Source organism: Kosakonia sp. MH5, assembly GCF_009935945.1.
In the GTDB taxonomy this organism is placed as follows: Bacteria; Pseudomonadota; Gammaproteobacteria; order Enterobacterales; family Enterobacteriaceae; genus Kosakonia; species Kosakonia radicincitans.
On sequence record NZ_QODH01000001.1, the window covers coordinates 1,103,485 to 1,121,349 of the forward strand.

General features: G+C 55.3%; 15 protein-coding genes and 1 other annotated feature. Of the genes, 4 read left to right on the forward strand and 11 right to left on the reverse strand.

All coding sequences use genetic code 11. The annotated features are described in order from the left end of the window. The first annotated feature begins 147 nt into the window (after nt 1-147). Entirely contained in the window at nt 148-1,347 is a 1,200-nt protein-coding gene (locus tag DK872_RS05220; RefSeq protein ID WP_007373601.1) for an MFS transporter, read from the forward strand. A 229-nt stretch (nt 1,348-1,576) separates the two neighbouring features. Beyond that, nucleotides 1,577-3,253, forward strand: coding sequence for a YbaL family putative K(+) efflux transporter (gene ybaL, locus DK872_RS05225; protein ID WP_007373600.1), 1,677 nt, complete (start codon nt 1,577-1,579; stop codon nt 3,251-3,253). A gap of 148 nt (nt 3,254-3,401) precedes the next feature. Here ybaL and DK872_RS05230 read toward each other — a convergent pair whose 3' ends face one another. The 9 genes from DK872_RS05230 to DK872_RS05270 form a co-directional block, all read right to left on the reverse strand. Beyond that, nucleotides 3,402-4,706, reverse strand: a complete 1,305-nt coding sequence (locus DK872_RS05230; RefSeq protein ID WP_161518093.1) for an inosine/guanosine kinase — start codon at nt 4,704-4,706, stop codon at nt 3,402-3,404. Nucleotides 4,707-4,770: 64 nt separating this feature from the next. After that, complete coding sequence (gene hemH, locus DK872_RS05235; protein WP_107146398.1) at nt 4,771-5,733, reverse strand: ferrochelatase; 963 nt, start codon at nt 5,731-5,733, stop codon at nt 4,771-4,773. Between the two features lie 125 nt (nt 5,734-5,858). Then, nucleotides 5,859-6,503 (reverse strand): adenylate kinase, encoded by a 645-nt coding sequence (gene adk, locus DK872_RS05240; RefSeq protein WP_007373597.1) that lies wholly within the window; start codon nt 6,501-6,503, stop codon nt 5,859-5,861. A gap of 175 nt (nt 6,504-6,678) precedes the next feature. Beyond that, a complete protein-coding gene (gene htpG / locus DK872_RS05245) occupies nt 6,679-8,553 on the reverse strand; it encodes a molecular chaperone HtpG (RefSeq protein WP_007373596.1) in 1,875 nt (624 codons plus the stop codon). Nucleotides 8,554-8,662: 109 nt separating this feature from the next. Further along, nucleotides 8,663-9,268, reverse strand: coding sequence for a recombination mediator RecR (gene recR / locus DK872_RS05250; protein WP_007373595.1), 606 nt, complete (start codon nt 9,266-9,268; stop codon nt 8,663-8,665). Continuing rightward, on the reverse strand, nt 9,268-9,597 hold the full coding sequence (locus DK872_RS05255; RefSeq protein WP_007373594.1) for a YbaB/EbfC family nucleoid-associated protein: 330 nt from the start codon (nt 9,595-9,597) through the stop codon (nt 9,268-9,270). Before DK872_RS05255 ends, recR begins: the two co-directional genes overlap by 1 nt. 81 nt (nt 9,598-9,678) lie before the next feature. Further along, nucleotides 9,679-11,619 carry a DNA polymerase III subunit gamma/tau gene (gene dnaX, locus DK872_RS05260; protein WP_161518094.1) on the reverse strand — a complete coding sequence of 647 codons (1,941 nt, stop codon included), beginning with the start codon at nt 11,617-11,619 and terminating at the stop codon, nt 9,679-9,681. Then, nucleotides 10,282-10,346: a sequence feature (DnaX frameshifting element), on the reverse strand. It overlaps the preceding gene by 65 nt. A 120-nt stretch (nt 11,620-11,739) precedes the next feature. Further along, nucleotides 11,740-12,291, reverse strand: coding sequence for an adenine phosphoribosyltransferase (gene apt / locus DK872_RS05265; RefSeq protein ID WP_007373592.1), 552 nt, complete (start codon nt 12,289-12,291; stop codon nt 11,740-11,742). 151 nt (nt 12,292-12,442) lie between these two features. Next, nucleotides 12,443-12,820 (reverse strand): DUF454 family protein, encoded by a 378-nt coding sequence (locus DK872_RS05270; protein WP_161518095.1) that lies wholly within the window; start codon nt 12,818-12,820, stop codon nt 12,443-12,445. Between the two features lie 64 nt (nt 12,821-12,884). Between DK872_RS05270 and priC the strand changes: the two genes are divergently transcribed. Together priC and rsmS are read left to right on the forward strand one after the other, a co-directional pair. Beyond that, entirely contained in the window at nt 12,885-13,412 is a 528-nt protein-coding gene (gene priC / locus DK872_RS05275) for a primosomal replication protein N'' (RefSeq protein WP_007373590.1), read from the forward strand. A gap of 14 nt (nt 13,413-13,426) precedes the next feature. After that, a complete protein-coding gene (gene rsmS / locus DK872_RS05280) occupies nt 13,427-13,570 on the forward strand; it encodes a pleiotropic regulatory protein RsmS (RefSeq protein WP_007373589.1) in 144 nt (47 codons plus the stop codon). Between the two features lie 33 nt (nt 13,571-13,603). Here rsmS and mscK read toward each other — a convergent pair whose 3' ends face one another. Both mscK and acrR read right to left on the reverse strand, forming a co-directional pair. Then, nucleotides 13,604-16,960, reverse strand: a complete 3,357-nt coding sequence (gene mscK / locus DK872_RS05285) for a mechanosensitive channel MscK (protein ID WP_079516843.1) — start codon at nt 16,958-16,960, stop codon at nt 13,604-13,606. A 128-nt stretch (nt 16,961-17,088) separates the two neighbouring features. Then, nucleotides 17,089-17,742: a multidrug efflux transporter transcriptional repressor AcrR gene (gene acrR, locus DK872_RS05290; RefSeq protein WP_007373587.1), complete on the reverse strand. Its 654-nt coding sequence runs from the start codon at nt 17,740-17,742 to the stop codon at nt 17,089-17,091. Between the last annotated feature and the right edge of the window lie 123 nt (nt 17,743-17,865).

Consider the following 17,865-nt stretch of genomic DNA (forward strand, 5'->3'; position numbering starts at 1 on the left):
TAAAAACCCGAAATTACAATGCTGAACAATAATAGACAAATATGTTTTCAGCATTGCGACTTCCTTCAAAGCATCCACGCAGGTAATGTTAGGCAGATAACAATTACCGTTCTTCTTTCCTCTTCTGACAAAACATACGTGGTATTTATGGCAATCAGTGAAACGTCGCAGACTCCTCCGGTCGCGCGCACCTCGTTCGGTATTCTTGGCGCCATCAGCCTTTCGCACCTGCTTAACGATATGATCCAGTCGCTGCTGCTGGCGATTTACCCGCTGTTGCAGGCCGATTTTTCCCTGTCATTTGTGCAGATTGGATTTATCACCCTCACTTTCCAGGTCGCCTCCTCGCTGCTGCAACCGGTGGTCGGTTACTGGACAGACAAACATCCAATGCCGTGGTCGCTGCCCATTGGCATGTGTTTTACCCTTAGCGGGCTGGTGCTGCTGGCGCTGGCGGGTAATTTTACAACGGTACTGATTGCCGCCGCGCTGGTCGGCACCGGCTCTTCGGTGTTCCACCCGGAATCGTCGCGCGTGGCGCGGATGGCTTCTGGCGGCCGTCATGGGCTGGCGCAATCCATTTTTCAGGTTGGCGGCAATTTTGGCGCCTCGCTCGGCCCGTTGCTGGCGGCGGTGATCGTTGCGCCTTACGGTAAAGGCAACGTCGCCTGGTTTGTGTTGGCCGCCCTGCTGGCGATCATCGTGCTGATGCAGGTGAGCCGCTGGTACGCAGCCCAGCACCGCGTGAACAAAGGGAAAAAGATAGCTGCGGTGAATAATCCGCTGCCACGCAACAAAGTAGTACTGGCGGTCTGCATCCTGCTGATTCTGATTTTCTCTAAATACTTCTATATGGCGAGTATCAGCAGCTATTTCACCTTTTATCTGATGCACAAGTTTGATTTATCCGTGCAAAACGCGCAGATGCATCTGTTTATCTTCCTGTTTGCGGTTGCCGCTGGCACCGTTATCGGCGGGCCTTTGGGCGATAAGATCGGCAGAAAATATGTGATTTGGGGCTCTATCCTCGGCGTTGCCCCTTTCACGCTGGTTTTACCGTATGCATCGCTATTCTGGACCGGAATTTTGACGGTGATAATTGGTTTTGTTCTTGCATCGGCTTTCTCCGCCATTCTGGTCTATGCCCAGGAGCTGTTGCCAGGCCGTATCGGCATGGTTTCCGGGCTGTTTTTTGGTTTCGCCTTCGGTATGGGAGGGCTTGGCGCTGCGGTGCTGGGGCTGGTTGCCGATCACAGCAGCATCGATTTGGTCTACAAAATATGTGCTTTCCTGCCATTACTCGGGATTCTGACGATATTCCTGCCCGATAACCGCCCACAACATTGATTTCTTAGCGGCCAAAACCCCTCTTTGGCCGCTGCTTTCTGTTGCCTCTCCTCGCCTGCCGCGCGATTTCTGTTATGGATGACCCTGTTGCACCTTTTTTTCTGCCAAATTGCCATTTTCTTCATAATTCAACAATTATTCATAAACATACTGGCGAAAATTGTCATAAACTGTAACTCAGTTAACGGTCATCGACCGTGGGATCCACGCATCAACGAAAGGAGACGGAATGCATCACGCCACACCGCTTATCACCACCATTGTCGGCGGCCTTGTACTGGCCTTTATTCTCGGCATGCTTGCCAATAAATTGCGAATTTCTCCTCTGGTGGGCTACTTGTTAGCGGGTGTGCTGTCCGGGCCATTTACGCCGGGCTTTGTCGCCGATACTCAACTGGCGCCCGAACTGGCGGAATTAGGCGTGATTCTGCTGATGTTCGGCGTTGGGCTGCACTTCTCTTTAAAGGATTTGATGGCGGTAAAGTCGATCGCCATTCCCGGAGCGATAGCGCAAATTGCCGTCGCGACGCTGCTGGGTATGGCGCTTTCCGCACTGCTTGGCTGGTCTCTTATGACCGGTATCGTGTTTGGATTATGTCTTTCCACCGCCAGTACGGTGGTATTGCTGCGCGCGCTTGAGGAGCGGCAGCTTATCGACAGCCAGCGCGGGCAAATCGCCATCGGCTGGCTGATTGTTGAAGATCTGGTGATGGTGCTGACACTGGTGCTGCTGCCTGCCGTCGCCGGGATGATGGAAAAAGGCAACGTTGGGCTGGCATCGCTGGCGCTGGATATGAGCATCACCATCGGTAAAGTAGTGGCCTTTATCGCCATTATGATGCTGGTTGGCCGCCGTCTGGTACCGTGGATCATGGCGCGTAGCGCCGCAACCGGTTCGCGCGAGCTGTTTACTCTCTCTGTGCTGGCGCTGGCGCTCGGCATCGCCTTTGGCGCCGTCGAGCTGTTTGATGTCTCCTTCGCCCTTGGCGCGTTCTTCGCCGGTATGGTGCTGAATGAATCCGAACTCAGTCACCGGGCTGCGCACGACACTCTGCCGCTGCGCGATGCGTTTGCGGTGCTGTTCTTTGTCTCCGTCGGCATGTTGTTCGACCCAATGGTTCTGATCGAACAACCGCTGGCAGTGCTCGGTACGCTGGCGATCATCATTTTCGGCAAATCGGTGGCTGCCTTCTTCCTGGTGCGCCTGTTTGGCCACTCGCCGCGCACCGCACTGACCATTGCCGCCAGCCTGGCGCAGATTGGTGAATTTGCCTTTATTCTGGCGGGCCTGGGGATGTCGCTGGGACTGCTGCCGCAGGCCGGGCAAAACCTGGTGCTGGCAGGCGCGATCCTGTCGATTATGCTTAACCCGGTGCTGTTTACGCTGCTGGAGAAGTACCTCGACAAAACCGAGACGCTGGAAGAGCAAACGCTGGAAGAAGCCATCGAAGAAGAGAAGCAGATCCCGGTGGATATCTGCAACCATGCGTTGCTGGTTGGGTTTGGCCGCGTCGGTAGCCTGCTGGGCGAGAAACTGATGGCGCAGGGCATTCCGCTGGTGGTGATTGAAACCTCGCGCACCCGGGTGGATGAGTTGCGCGAGCGCGGGATCCGCGCCGTACTGGGCAATGCCGCCAATGAAGAGATCATGAATCTGGCGCATCTCGACTGCGCCCGCTGGCTGCTGCTGACCATTCCGAATGGTTACGAAGCCGGGGAAATTGTTGCGACTGCGCGTGAGAAATGCCCGGACATTGAAATCATTGCCCGCGCGCATTATGACGACGAAGTGGATTACATTACCGAGCGCGGCGCCAATCAGGTGGTGATGGGTGAACGCGAAATCGCCAATACCATGCTGAGGCTGCTGGAGAAACCGCCGGTTGAAGAAGCGGTGACGGGGTAAACCAACGGCTTTAATTGCCGGATGGCGCTACGCTTATCCGGCCTGTGAGCCTGAATGCCCGGTGATGTTTCGCTTGCCGGGCCTGCATATCAATACCGGTTTTGTCGGCCGGATAAGGCAACGCCGCTATCCGGCAAAACCCGTGAAATCAACGCTCCCAGTACGCCTCTTCGAGGCTGTCTTCCCGCTCCGGCAGGCCACGGGTTAAGCGCGGCGAATGCTGGTTCAGCACCTGATAGCTCACGCGGTTGGCGTATTTGCATACCTGCGCCAGCGATGAATAGGTCAGCCAGTTGAATTTATGTTTGCTGGAATTCGGCACATTAGTGCGGTGGTAATTGTTCGCCGTAATGTCGTGCAACAGCGCCGCCAGTGCGCCATCTCCCGCGCCATTGGTGTTCATGATCTTCTCAGGCCCGCCCATGTAGGGGGCAATGTGCGAGTAGATACGCAGCGGGTTCTGGCAATCTTTATGGCGTATCGCCCGGCTGAACTCATACTGGTTGAACTCGGCAATCGCTCCCGGCAGCAGCGGATGCTGGGTTTTGCGCTTCGCATCCTCTTCGGTAAAACCGGCCATATACAGGCCAACTGGCCCGGCAGTGCAGAGCACCAGATCCACCCAGTCAAGCGCCTTATCGGCAGCCAGCAGCGGGTCGCTTTCATCGGTCAGCGCGTGGCCTTCCTCTTCGTTCATCGCCAGAATCGAGACATTCTCTTTGAGAAAATCGCGCCACCACTGCGGGTTATCGGCAATCACATATTTAGTGCCCAGCGTCAGCACCACCGGCACGTTATGCTTTTTGGCATAGGCTACGGCTTGCAGAGTGGCGTCCGGCATCGGCTCGCCAGGGTTGCAACGCACCAGATATGAAGAGAGCACCAGCCCAGACGCGCCCGCAATCACCGATTCCGGGATGCTCTCCGGGCGAAGCTGGTTCATCTGCCCGGGGCTAATAGCAAACGTCCGCTCGCCGCTGTCGCTGATCAGCGTGAAGCAACGACCAATCGCGCCATCCACGCCTTGCAGGTAGTTCAGATCGGTACGGCTGGAGGTATTGCACAAATAACGGTAGGCGTAGCTGCCGATTTTCACGTTGTCGCACATCACGCCGAGCAACACCGAACGGTCATCAGCCAGCACCGAGTAGTTATGCATGGTGTTACCAATCGTGCCGCCGGCAAACTGGTGGGTGATCAGACCGTTGCTCACCAGCTCCTGGTACAATGCTTCGGCCACATCATCGGCGATCACCAGAGAATGCCCGGCGCTCAGGCCATAACGCGCGATAAACGCATCGTCCACTTTCGCCTCGATATCCACCAGCGTCTGATCGATACCGACCACCCAGCAGGTGCCAACTTCATTTTCTGGCTGGATTTGTTGCAATAACGGGTCGCGGGCGTTAACGGGAAAATAGTGTTTGGATTTACGTTTACCGGGAAATTTCATGGGTTGTAATAAGCGCTGAACATACGGGCTGTGAATGTTAACACATTCTCAGCCCGCCGGGCGATCAGCGATATTTGGCCGTCAGGTTGACCATCATCTCGATATGCTCTGGCGAATCATTCAGCGCCGGTATGTATTCATACTTCTCGCCGCCAGCCTCGAGGAAAAACTCACGGTTTTGCACCGCGATCTCCTCCAGCGTCTCCAGGCAATCTGCAGCAAAACCTGGCGACATCACCTGAATATGTTTCACCCCTTTCTCGCCCAGCATTTTCAGCGTTTCATCGGTGTACGGCGTCAGCCACGGTTCGCGGCCAAAGCGCGACTGGAAGGTCATCATCACTTTTTCCGGTGGCAGATCGAGTGCCGAAACCAGTTCACGCGTGGTATCACGGCAGCGCTGCGGGTAGTCGTCCCCTTCTGCCGCGTAACGCTGTGGAATGCCGTGATAAGAGAGCAGCAGCAGATCCGGCTCACCGTGCTTTGCAAAAGAGGCGCGCGCGCTGTTTGCCAGCGCCGTAATGTAATCCGAATCGTCGGCATAATCGCGGATAAAGGAGATGCCGGGGATATGGCGTTTCTTCGCCAGAATTCGCGCCAGTTCGTCCCATACCGCCGCCACCGTTGAGCAGGAGTATTGCGGATAGAGCGAGAGCACCACAATATGGTCAACGTCCTGTTCCAGCAAGGCCTCCACGGCGCTTTCCAGCGATGGGGAACCGTAACTCATGCCGAGCGCCACGGGAACGTCCGGCAACCGCGCCGCCAGCGCCCGCTGCTGCCTGCGGCTGTAAACCATCAGCGGCGAACCTTCTTCCATCCAGACGGACTGATAGAGTTTTGCCACGCGCGGTGAACGAATCGGCAGGATCACACCGCGTAATAGCGGCCACCACAGCAAGCGCGACGTATCAACAACGCGTCTGTCGCTTAAAAACTGCCGCAGATAACGTTTTACTGCTGCCGGAGTGGGTGCATCGGGGGTGCCAAGATTGGCAAGCAGGATGCCGGTTTTCGCCTGACTCATTCACGCCTCTTAACCTTTTGAATGGTTGGTAATTGTAGCGTAAAAGCGTTTAAACGGAACCAATTGCAGCGAAAGGTAAGATGAGAAATATTCTCACCCGGAGGGCTCCGGGTGAGAAAACGCGATTAGCCGAGGATTTTTTCCAGCTCTGCGCGTACATCGGCAACGGCTTTGGTGCCGTCCACTTTAGCGTATTTGGTGTTACCCGCCTGCGCTTCTTTCTGATAGTAACCAATCAGCGGCGCGGTCAACTGATGGTATTCCACCAGACGTTTACGCACGGTCTCTTCCTGATCGTCTTTACGCGTGGTCAACTCTTCGCCGGTCACGTCGTCTTTGCCTTCTACTTTCGGCGGATTGAATTTGATGTGATAAACACGACCGGAAGCGGCGTGTACGCGACGACCTACGATACGGTCAACGATCAGCTCATCCGGAACATCGAATTCCAGTACGAAATCCACGGCGATGCCAGCTTCTTTCATGGCATCCGCTTGCGGAATGGTACGCGGGAAACCGTCCAGCAGGAAACCGTTACGGCAATCTTCCTGGGCGATACGCTCTTTCACCAGCGCGATAACCAGCTCGTCGGTCACCAGTTTGCCCGCGTCCATGATGTCTTTCGCCTGTTTGCCCAGTTCGCTGCCAGATTTAACAGCCGCGCGCAGCATGTCACCAGTAGAGATTTGCGGAATACCGTATTTCTCCATGATGAACTGAGCCTGAGTTCCTTTACCCGCGCCCGGAGCGCCAAGCAGAATAATACGCATTGCGAAAATCCCCTCAAAAGTTGGTCCAATTTTTCAAAAGCGTTAAAAGATACCACCAGAACGAGTATCGCTCAAGGAAGCCGGGCTGGCTGAAACGGTTAATGAGAGAGATTACTTCGGGGAGTACCCCTCTCGCGTGAAACGAGAGGGGTAAGGTCAGACTAAAAACAGAAACTTAGGCAATCAGCAACTGATTCATACGACGGATGAACTGGTTCGGATCTTCCAGCGTGCCGCGTTCGGCAAACAGCGCCTGATCCAGCAACAGCTCAACCCACTGGCTGAACTGGCTGTCATCCTGGGTTTCCGCAGCACGTTTCACCAGCGCGTGATCCGGGTTCAGTTCAAAGATGTATTTTACTTCCGGCGCATTCTGACCGGCAGCCGCGAACAGTTTCGCCATCTGCGTGCTCATCTCGTCGGCATCGGTTACAACCACCGCTGGCGTTTCGGTCAGACGATGGGTCAGGCGCACCTCTTTCACGCGATCGCCAAGCAGGGTCTTCACGCGCTCAACAAACGGTTCGAGCGCTTTTTCTGCCTCTTTCGCGTTTTCGTCCACTTCGTCGGCCAGTTTTTCCAGCGACGCATCAGCTTTCGCCACGGACTGGAACGGTTTGCCGTCGAATTCGGTCAGGTAGCTCATCATCCATTCGTCGATGCGATCGGAAAGCAGCAGCACTTCGATACCTTTCTTACGCAGCAGTTCCAGATGCGGGCTGCTCTTCGCCGCAGCGTAACTGTCTGCGGTAATGAAGTAGATCTTCTCCTGGCCTTCTTTCATGCGCGACACGTACTCTTCCAGCGACACGGTCTGCGCAGAAGAGTCATTGTGTGTAGAGGCAAAGCGCAGCAATTTGGCAATCGCTTCCAGGTTGGCGCTGTCTTCACCAGCCCCTTCTTTCAGCACCAGGCCGAACTGTTGCCAGAACGTCTGGTATTTTTCTGCGTCATCTTTCGCCAGTTTATCGAGCATTTGCAGCACGCGTTTGGTCAGCGCGGTACGCAGATTACGCGTGACGCTGCTGTCCTGCAGAATTTCGCGCGAAACGTTGAGCGGCAGATCGCTGGAATCCACCAGGCCACGAACAAAGCGCAGGTAGTTCGGCATGAACTGTTCGGCTTCGTCCATGATAAATACACGCTGCACGTAGAGCTTCAGGCCGTGTTTATGATCGCGGTTCCACAGATCCCACGGCGCCTGCGACGGGATATAAAGCAGGCTGGTGTACTCCTGCTTCCCTTCGACGCGGTTGTGGCTCCAGGTCAGCGGATCGGTAAAGTCGTGGGCGATATGTTTGTAGAACTCGTTGTATTCGTCGTCTTTGATTTCAGACTTGTTGCGCGTCCACAGCGCCTGCGCTTTGTTGATCTTCTCCCAGGAAACCACGGTTTCGCCGTCTTTCTCTTCCTGTTTTTCGATCTCTACCGGCAGAGCGATATGGTCGGAATATTTGCTGATAATGGAACGCACGCGCCAGTCATTGAGGAAATCATCTTCCCCTTCGCGCAGATGCAGCGTGATTTCCGTCCCGCGATCGGCTTTGGTGATATCAGCGACGGTGTATTCGCCCGCGCCTTCAGATTCCCAGAAAACGCCGTTTTCTGCGCTCTCACCCGCCGCGCGGGTACGCACAGTCACTTTATCCGCGACGATAAACGCCGAGTAGAAACCGACGCCGAACTGACCAATCAACTGGCTATCTTTGGCCTGATCGGAGCCCATTGATTCGAGAAACGCTTTAGTGCCAGATTTGGCGATGGTGCCCAGATGGTCGATAACTTCATCGCGGGTCATACCGATACCGTTATCGGCGATGGTCAGCGTACGCTTTTCTTTATCGAAAGAGACGCGGACATGCAGTTCACCGTCGCCTTCGTAGAGATCCGGGTTGGACAGCGCGCGGAAACGCAGTTTGTCCGCCGCATCTGAGGCGTTGGAGATCAGCTCACGCAGGAAGATTTCTTTGTTCGAATAGAGAGAATGGATCATCAGGTGCAGAAGCTGTTTAACTTCAGACTGAAAACCGCGAGTTTCTTGTCCTTTCATTGGGAAAACCTCAACAATGCCATTTACAAGGTAAAAAGTGCGTTGAGGGGGAAGTGGGGACAGGGGCGGGAATTTTCAAGCGGAGGCAAAAATTTCTGCCTCCGTTTGGTTAAAAACGAATCTTGTGACGACCGGCCAGTGAGTGCGACAGCGTGGTGCCGTCAACCATCTCCAGCTCACCGCCCACCGGCACACCGTGCGCGATGCGGCTGGCTTCCACGCCATATTGCGCGCAAAGCTCCGCAATATAGTTAGCCGTTGCCTCACCTTCCACCGTCGGGTTGGTGGCGAGGATCACTTCCTGGAGTTTTTCTGCGGCCAGGCGCTGCTCAAGCCGGTCGAGACCGATATCATCCGGCCCGATACCGTCCAGCGGCGACAGATGCCCCATCAGCACAAAGTAGCGCCCCGAGAATTGCCCGGTTTGCTCGATGGCATAAATATCCGCCGGGCTTTCCACCACACAGATTTGACCGTTTTCCTGGCGCCGCGGGTTGCTGCATATATTGCACACTTCCTGCTCGGTAAAGGTACGGCAATCGGCGCAGTGGCCGATTTCCGACATTGCCCGGGTGAGCGCCTGCGCCAGCCGCATACCGCCGCTGCGATCGCGCTGCAACAGCGTAAACGCCATGCGCTGCGCCGACTTCGGGCCAACGCCCGGCAGGCAGCGCAGTGCTTCCATAAGCTGCGTTAACAGCGGACTGGTCTGCATCAGAACGGCATCTTAAAGCCTGGCGGCAGAGACATGCCGGAGGAAACAGAAGCCATTTTCTCTTTCTGGGTCTCATCGATACGGCGCGCAGCATCGTTAAATGCAGCGGCGACCAGATCCTCCAGCATCTCTTTGTCGTCTTCCAGCAGGCTCGGATCGATCTCCACGCGACGGCAGTTATGCGCGCCGTTGATGGTCACTTTCACCAGGCCTGCGCCTGATTCGCCGGTCACTTCCAGCTGTGCGATCTCTTCCTGCATTTTCTGCATTTTTTCTTGCATCTGCTGGGCCTGTTTCATCAGGTTGCCCAGACCGCCTTTTCCAAACATAGGCTTCTCTCTTTAGCTGTGGTGACCGACCAGAGCGATAAGTCACATTCAGGGTTGAAAACGGAAAGCCGCAGCTTGCCGTCAAAGGGGACGAATACTCTCTTCATCCAGATCCGCATCGAAAAACCGTTGCAGCGTCTGAATGTTGCTATCCGCAATAATTGCCTCACGCGCCTGCGCGAGCTTTTCCTCATAGATTGCCTGACGCCACTCCAGCGGCGTACGCACTGCCGGATTATCATCTTCAATGATAGTCAGTTCAACCGTCGAACCGTGCAATTCGCTAAGCGCGTCGCTAAGCGCCTTCTGTGCGCCCTGCGAATTCAGGTGACGCTGCGAGCTGCGCAGATGCAGACACCAGCGATCGCCCTCCTGCTCTTTCCAGGCATTCAGCGCCACCTGCTCAACCAGTTTCGGCAATTTTAGCTGGCTGACCTCTTTCGCCCAGGCATCACGTTCAATCGCCTCTTCCGCCAGCTTTTTCGCCAGCTCCGGCGTTTTCTCGTGTTCCAGCGCCTTTTTCAGCGCTTTGGGCGTGGCAACAACCTCTTTTGTCTCGGTGACAACAGTGGTTGCTTTCCAGCGGTAAGCCTCTTTTTTGGCTGGAGCCTGTTCCAGCGCCGAAGGCACCGGGCGCGACTGCACGCGCTCGGTGACCGAAGCCAGGCGCTCCAGCGCGGCATTACTCACCGGCCGCGCGCGGGTTGCGGCTGCCGGTTCACTCTTTTTTGCTTTGTCTGCTCCCTGAGCGCGTTGCAGTTGCCTGCGCGCCGCCAGCACCGAGCTGGTTGATTCGGGCAGCGGTGCGTTGTTCTGCACTGGTGCCGCCGACGGTTGAGCCTGCGGCGCGGGCGGAACCTGCTGCGGCGACATCACGGCGGTGGGCGCCACGGGGGCGAAGGATTGCTGAGGCACTTCTGGCGCCGGTAACGGCGCACGCGGATGGAATGCCAGCGCACGCAGCAGCGTCATTTCAACGCCCATGCGGCGGTCCGGCGCATAAGGCAGTTCTTTACGGCCAATCAGCAGCGTCTGATAGTAAAGCTGCACATCGGTGGGTGGCACGGTGCGGGCCAGTTCACGCAGACGCTGCTCAATCGGGGCCATGTCGCTGCCGAGCGCCGCAGGTGTCAGCTGTACCATGGCGATACGGTGCAGCAGCGTTTGCATCTCCAGCAGTAAGGCTTCCCATTCGACGCCGCGCGATGCAGCCTCGTTCACCAGCCCCATAGCGCGTTCACCGTCAGCGGCAACCACCGCTTCAACTAATGAAAGCGCCTGGTCGTCATTCAGCGTGCCAAGCATGGAGCTGACCACCGCCGCAGAGAGCTGCCCGTTGCCGCTGGCAATCGCCTGATCGGTCAGGCTCAGCGCATCGCGCAGGCTGCCGTCAGCCGCACGCGCCAGCAGTTGCAGCGCACGGGGTTCATGTTCAATCTTCTCGTCAGTAAGAATGTGCTCAAGCTGACTGCGGATCTGTTCAACATCCAGTGCTTTCAGGTGGAACTGAAGGCAACGGGAAAGAATGGTCACCGGCAGTTTTTGCGGATCGGTGGTCGCCAGCAGGAATTTGACGTGCTCAGGCGGCTCTTCAAGCGTTTTCAACAGCGCGTTAAAGCTGTGACGCGAGAGCATATGCACTTCGTCAATCAGATAGACTTTGAAACGCCCGCGCGCCGGGGCGTACTGCACGTTATCCAGCAGATCGCGGGTATCTTCGACTTTGGTACGCGACGCGGCGTCGATCTCAATTAAATCGACAAAGCGGCCCTGCTCAATTTCGCGGCAGTTATCACACACGCCGCACGGCGTTGCGGTGATGCCGGTTTCGCAGTTCAGCCCCTTCGCCAGCAGACGGGCGATAGAAGTTTTGCCGACGCCGCGGGTGCCGGAGAACAGATACGCATGATGAATGCGTCCTGATGATAAGCCGTTCGCCAGTGCGGTCAGCACATGCTCCTGGCCGACGACGTCAGCAAAAGTTTGCGGTCGCCATTTTCGGGCTAAGACCTGATAACTCATTGGCAGGCTCTGAAACGCTGGAAGGTGGATTTACGAAGGGATAATGCTAACACAGCACATGCTGTTAATGCACTTCATCCCTCAGGCGCAGGCCTGAAGGATGAGGAGACGGACATGGCATTAATGTCCCGGGAACGGCACCAGGCTGTAGCACTTAACACCCTGTTTTTCGAGGCGTTGTTCACCGCCAAGATCGAACAGATTAATGATGAATGCCGCGTCGGTCACTTCACCGCCCAGACGGCGAATCAGTTTCACTGTGGCTTCAATAGTGCCGCCGGTTGCCAGCAGATCGTCGACCACCAGCACTTTATCGCCCGGCTTGATCGCATCAACATGGATCTCTAACTGGTCAGTACCGTACTCAAGCTCATAGCTCTCGGCGATGGTTTCACGCGGCAGTTTACGCGGCTTACGCACCGGCACAAAGCCAACGCCCAGCCCCAGCGCAACCGGTGCGCCGAACAGGAAGCCACGCGCTTCGGTTCCCACTACTTTGGTTACGCCAGCGTTTTTATAACGCTCAACCAGCAATTGAATGCTAAGAGCGTACGCTTGCGGATCTTCCAGCAAACTGGTGACATCACGGAACAGAATGCCCGGCTTCGGGTAATCCTGAATGCTTTTGATGCTGTTTTTAAGAAATTCAAGCTGCTGCGCAGTCGCTGTCATGGATTTTTGCCTGATAGAAACGGTATTACTCACGGTACACGCGTTTACAGTTTATGTAACCACTGATTAACGTTTAATCAGCCGTACCCGTGCTCGAAAACGCCCGAATTTACTGACTGTGCGCCACAATTGCAACTGTCATTGCTGTGGTTTATGGTTTTTGTTGTTTTGCATCAATCACCGGAATACGCCACATAAATAGCAGCAGACCGGCCAGAATCACCAACAACAACACGCGTACCCACCACATCTTCACCAGATACAGAGAAACGGCAAAGGTCAACAGAATCACCGCAATGGCGCGCGGCTTCGCGCCAGGCGGCATTGCACGGTACGTTTGCCAGTGCCGCAGATAGCCGCCAAACCAGGAACGGTAAAGCAGCCAGTGATGAAAACGCGGCGATGAGCGCGCAAAACACCACGCCGCCAGCAGAATAAACGGCGTTGTCGGCAGGAGCGGTAGTACCACGCCAAGCGTACCAAGCACTACCGCCAACCAGCCAATGATGAGTAAAATAGTCTGTTGCATAGCGCGCTTCATCAGCAAAATGAACGGTTAATGTAACAGACTGATATTTACCGGGGGAAGAGACGTGAAAAACGCCGCGCTTTTAAACATGCTGGAGCAGCAACTGGGCAAATTACGCCAGTTGGCCGCGCCGCTGGCGCAGCATACGACGATCAGCGCGCGTTTTGATCGCCAGCTTTTCCAGACCCGCAGCACGCTGATGCAGTCCTGTCTGGATGAGGCGGCGGCCAATCTGGCGGCGCTGCGCCGCGCTGTGGAGGGCAACCATCTGGAGCAGGTTGCCTGGCTGGCGGAACGCCTGACCGCGCAAGTCGCCGCTCTCACACGTGAAAGCGCCGTCTGGCCGCTGCGCGAATGGGATCATGCATCGCCAGGTATTGCACGCTGGCAACGCAGGCGTTTGCAGCATCAGGAGTATGAGCGTCGTCTGCTGGCGATGAAACAGGAGCGCGAGCAACGCTTGAACGCCGTCAACACGCTGGTCGAACAGCAGCAACTACATAAAGAAGTAGAGGCGCTGGCTGGCAGGCTCGCCCGTTGCCGCCAGGCGCTGGATAATATTGAGCGCGTGCTGGCACGCTTAACCCGCTAAACAGAGGAGAGAGAATGTCGCTGGAAAACGCCCCGGAGGAGGTCAAACTGGCCGTGGATCTGATCATGTTGCTGGAACAACATGAGATTGCGCCAGACGTCGTGCTGAAAGCGCTGGAGATCGTCAAACGGGATTTTGAGAAGAAACTTGAGGAGTGATCCCCTCCCCGGCGGGGAGAGGATCGACAGGATTTACCTCGCCTGAGAAGGCGTCGGATCGTCGCCTTTCAGTTCGCGCTTAACTTCAGTCAGCTCATCACCTTTGCCATTGCGCAGGTGGACTTCGAGCTGGTTAAAGGCGATATCAATATTGTTTTCGCGGCACAGCTTGTCGATGGTGCGGTTCAGTTCATCAACCGTGTAGCTGCGATCGCGCAGTTCGCGCACATACAGACGCAGTTCATGATCCAGCGTGCTGGCGCCGAAAGTGGTGAAGAACACCGCCGGCTCCGGATCGTGCATCACTTTTGGATGATCCATCGCGGCTTTCAGCAGCACTTTTTTCACTTTATCCAGATCGGACCCGTACGCCACGCCGAGGCGGATCACCACGCGGGTGATGGTATCGGAGAGCGACCAGTTGATCAGACGCTCGGTAACAAACGCCTTGTTCGGAATGATCACCTCTTTACGGTCAAAGTCGGTAATGGTGGTCGCACGGATGCGGATCTTACTGACCGTTCCGGAGAAGGTGCCGATGGTCACGGTATCGCCGATACGCACCGGGCGTTCGAACAGGATAATCAGACCGGAGACAAAGTTACCGAAAATTTCCTGTAAGCCGAAACCTAAACCAACCGACAGCGCCGCCGCCAGCCATTGCAGTTTATCCCACGAAACGCCCAGCGAGCCGAATACCGTCAACGCCCCGACGGCGATGATGACGTAGTTCAGGATCGTCGTCACGGCATACGAAGAGCCCTGCCGCATATTGAGCCTGGAGAGGATCAACACCTCCAGCAAGCCCGGCAAGTTGCGGATTAGCGCCCAGGCCACAACAAAAACAATCACCGCAAATAGCAAACTGCCAAGGGTTACGCTCTTCATTACCGCAGCGCCAGCTTCGGTGCCGTTGTAGTGCCACAGCGTGATGCTGTCGAGGTAGGCAAATACAGTGATCAGATCTGACCAAATCGCCCAGAACATCACGCCAAACAGCGCGACCATCACCAGCATCGTAATACGCAGGGTTTGCTGGTTCACCTGTTCCAGCGCGATGCTCGGCTCTTCCTGCGGCTCAGCGCCTTCGGCCCCCTCTTTCACCATATTCTGCCGACGCGCCAGCGCACGGCGATAGGCAATACGTCGGGCGGCCACGCTGAGGCCACGCAGAACCGTCTGGTAAAGCAGATTCCAGATAATCACCAGATAGACGGTTTCAATCCAGCGCCCGGAAAGACGCAGCGTGGTATAGAAATACCCCGTCGCGGTCAGCACCATCAGCGCGATCGGCACGATGGCCAGCACGGTGATGGTTGCCAGGCGAATGGAGTGAGACTCTTTGTCGCGCCAGCTTTCGCGGGACATCGGCCAGACCAGGCAGGTGATCACCAGCAGATTCAGCAGGATAACAAACTGCCCCAGCACGTCATCCATCAGGTGCAGCGGAGAGAGTTCAGAAACGACCGACCAGAAGTGCAGCGGCAACAGCGCCAGGCTGATACGCACAATTTGCCGCCGCCAGTGACTGGTAAGCTGGGCGGGCATATTAAAGTGGCTGACAGCGACACCGTCTTTCTCCAGCACTTTCCAGCACAGGCCGAATACCAGCCAGAACAATGCCAGTTTTTTACTGAAAGCCCATAGCAACTCGCTGACGTTAAGCTGCATGGTCAGCAGGATCAGGCCGATCGCCAGAATAATCAGGCACACCGGCAGCGCGCGGATAAGATCGATCAGAATCGCTTTCGGCGTGTGCAACTGACTGTCGTTACGCAGTTGCCCAACCTGCGCCGCCAGCTTCGCCTGATAATCTTTCAACCAGCGCAGACGCCAGCGGATAAGCCCGGCGATCAGCAGCAACGGTAGCCCTGCAAGGAACGCGATGGCTACCGCAGGCCAGGCTTTCTCCCAGTTGCCGGTGATCTTCATGGATTTGATTTGGTCATGCAGCGCCTGCGGGAAGGATTTGATCCAGTCCCAGTCCATTGGCTTATTGCTGTTCACCCAGAAGATCTGCTGCGTCAGAATTTCCTGCAGGCTTTTCGACACGCTCATCAGCTGCTGCTGGTTAACTTGCAGGTTGATGGCCATCATCAACTGAGTGCCCAGCTGTTTATTCAGTTGATCGAGCAGTTCACGGCGCATATCCACAACCTGCAACAGCGCGTCATGTACTTCATCGTTGACTTCACTGGAATGACCTTCCTCCAGTTTGGCGACAAAGGTATCGCTCTGGAACAGCGCATCACGCTGCTGGTTGATTTCAAACTGTTCAAGACGCAGATCCGCAATGCGGTTGGTCATGTCTTGCAGCTCATCCGCCGACGGCAATGTCTGCTGTTGCTGATACAAAATACGCGACAGCAACAGGCTGCCTTTCAGCACCGAGATCTGTTCTTTAACATTACGTTCGGATTGCAGGGCGCGGTCGAGCCAGTTTTTCACCTTAATATTCTGCTGCACCAGCGAGTTGCCATTCTCCGTGGCGGCAATCAACTTCTGGCTTAGCTGATGGTTAACATCCAGCTCCTGTTTCACCAGCGGATTGGCCTGAATGCGCGACGTTTCATCCGGCGTTACCGCTTCCTGTGCCGTCTTTTCCGTCAGTGTCAGACGCTTGCTGTTCACCGCTTCCTGCAACAACTGCAACTGATGCTCAAGGCGGTTGCTGTTCGCCGTCACGTAATCGCGTTGTTTTTGCAGCGTATCCTGTAATGTGGTGTTGCCTTCAAGGCTTTTGCGCAGTTGCTCGATCTGCGCATTCAACAACGCCTGTTGCACCTGCAACAGAGTTTGTTGCGTAGGACGCAGCGCGCCCTCGCCTGCCGCGGTGCCGTTCAGACGATTGCGGATCTGCTGCAACTGCTGGGAAGCGGAGTACATGGAGTTTTGTACACGCTCGGGCTGCGTTTGCAGCGAGACCAGTTGGCTGTTGTAGTTCGATAAATCGTTCTGGGCAGACTGTAAATCTTCCAGCAATTGTGAGATGCGGGATTCCAGCTGGCGCAAGGAGAGCGAAGCCAGCGTTTTACGCGTTTCGTCGTCGTTATCTTTATCACTCAGCGCGTTCAGGGCATCGGTCGCCTGGCGCAATTTATCCGGCGCCTGGGCAATTTTTTGCTTCAGCAACGCGGTTTCTTGCTTCACGCGGTCGATTTTGTCGAGCGTGTCCAGCGTCTCGGTCAAATCCTGAATAACCAGTTTGTCCTGCGCGGTATGATTTTTTTGTTTGTTTAGCGTATCAAGCTGGCTTTGTATGTCGCTGCGGGAAGGTAAATCGTTCGTGGTCTGCGCAAGGGCGGCGTTACTCACCAGGCTTGCGAAGAGAAGGAACAGTGCGGCGGCAAAAGCGGCGAGCGTGTTTCGCGTGCGGTAGTTGTGCAACATAATTTGAGCGATCGTTTTCTGTACGGGAAAGGCGGCCGGAATGGCCGCGAACGCAAGAATATCACGCCGTTATGCAACAACCTAGAAAAGTGACTCGCCTCCAGGATAAATCCTGGCGGCTCTGGTAGTCAGGCGCTGACGGCGCCCTGGTCTGCCTGCAGCGTCGGGCATAACTGGCACATCTCCAGCAGGATCGCCACGTAATCACGCGCTTCTTTTTTCAAATCGAAAGATTGCGGTGCAAACAGCCAGTTTTCCATAATGCCGGAAATATAGGCGCGCATTAATACGGCTACGCGGCGAGTGAGTAAATTGGCGGGCAGCAATTTTGCCTGAATACACTCAGTAAGCGTTTGCTCGATTCGATCATAACTTTCAAGGCTCAGGTTACGCTGCGCTTCTTGCACAATGGTCATTTCCCCGACAAACTCACATTTGTGAAAAATGATCTCCATCATTAATCGCCGGCGCTCTTCAACAACTGTAGCTTCAAGGATATAAACCAATATTTCTCTTAATACAGAGAGTGGATCGTCAGGGAATTTTGCCCGATACTCAAGCTCAAGATCGTCAATACTGGACTCTGATAATTTCCAAATTTCACTAAACAAATCCGACTTATTTTTGAAGTGCCAGTAAATCGCGCCGCGAGTCACGCCTGCCGCCTGCGCAATGTCAGCCAGCGAAGTAGAAGAAACGCCCTGCCGGGAAAACAAGTGTATGGCGACATCGAGAATGTGCTGTCGCGTCTCCAGCGCTTGTTGTTTGGTTTTTCGTGCCATATGTTGGTGAATTTACAGGAGTCAGATTTACATACATTTGTGAATGTTTGTACCATAGCACGACCATAATATAAACGCAGCAATGGGTTTTTGGGCCATTGATCCATTGATCAATTTGAAATC

Excerpts from the sequence above, each read along its gene's own strand:
- htpG (WP_007373596.1), bottom strand. The coding sequence starts at position 8,553 with ATGAAAGGACAAGAAACTCGCGGTTTTCAGTCTGAAGTTAAACAGCTT.
- ybaL (WP_007373600.1), top strand. The coding sequence starts at position 1,577 with ATGCATCACGCCACACCGCTTATCACCACCATTGTCGGCGGCCTTGTA.
- mscK (WP_079516843.1), bottom strand. The coding sequence starts at position 16,960 with ATGTTGCACAACTACCGCACGCGAAACACGCTCGCCGCTTTTGCCGCC.
- DK872_RS05220 (WP_007373601.1), top strand. The coding sequence starts at position 148 with ATGGCAATCAGTGAAACGTCGCAGACTCCTCCGGTCGCGCGCACCTCG.
- apt (WP_007373592.1), bottom strand. The coding sequence starts at position 12,291 with ATGACAGCGACTGCGCAGCAGCTTGAATTTCTTAAAAACAGCATCAAA.
- DK872_RS05270 (WP_161518095.1), bottom strand. The coding sequence starts at position 12,820 with ATGCAACAGACTATTTTACTCATCATTGGCTGGTTGGCGGTAGTGCTT.
- hemH (WP_107146398.1), bottom strand. The coding sequence starts at position 5,733 with ATGAGTCAGGCGAAAACCGGCATCCTGCTTGCCAATCTTGGCACCCCC.
- recR (WP_007373595.1), bottom strand. The coding sequence starts at position 9,268 with ATGCAGACCAGTCCGCTGTTAACGCAGCTTATGGAAGCACTGCGCTGC.
- rsmS (WP_007373589.1), top strand. The coding sequence starts at position 13,427 with ATGTCGCTGGAAAACGCCCCGGAGGAGGTCAAACTGGCCGTGGATCTG.
- DK872_RS05255 (WP_007373594.1), bottom strand. The coding sequence starts at position 9,597 with ATGTTTGGAAAAGGCGGTCTGGGCAACCTGATGAAACAGGCCCAGCAG.
- acrR (WP_007373587.1), bottom strand. The coding sequence starts at position 17,742 with ATGGCACGAAAAACCAAACAACAAGCGCTGGAGACGCGACAGCACATT.
- dnaX (WP_161518094.1), bottom strand. The coding sequence starts at position 11,619 with ATGAGTTATCAGGTCTTAGCCCGAAAATGGCGACCGCAAACTTTTGCT.
- DK872_RS05230 (WP_161518093.1), bottom strand. The coding sequence starts at position 4,706 with ATGAAATTTCCCGGTAAACGTAAATCCAAACACTATTTTCCCGTTAAC.
- adk (WP_007373597.1), bottom strand. The coding sequence starts at position 6,503 with ATGCGTATTATTCTGCTTGGCGCTCCGGGCGCGGGTAAAGGAACTCAG.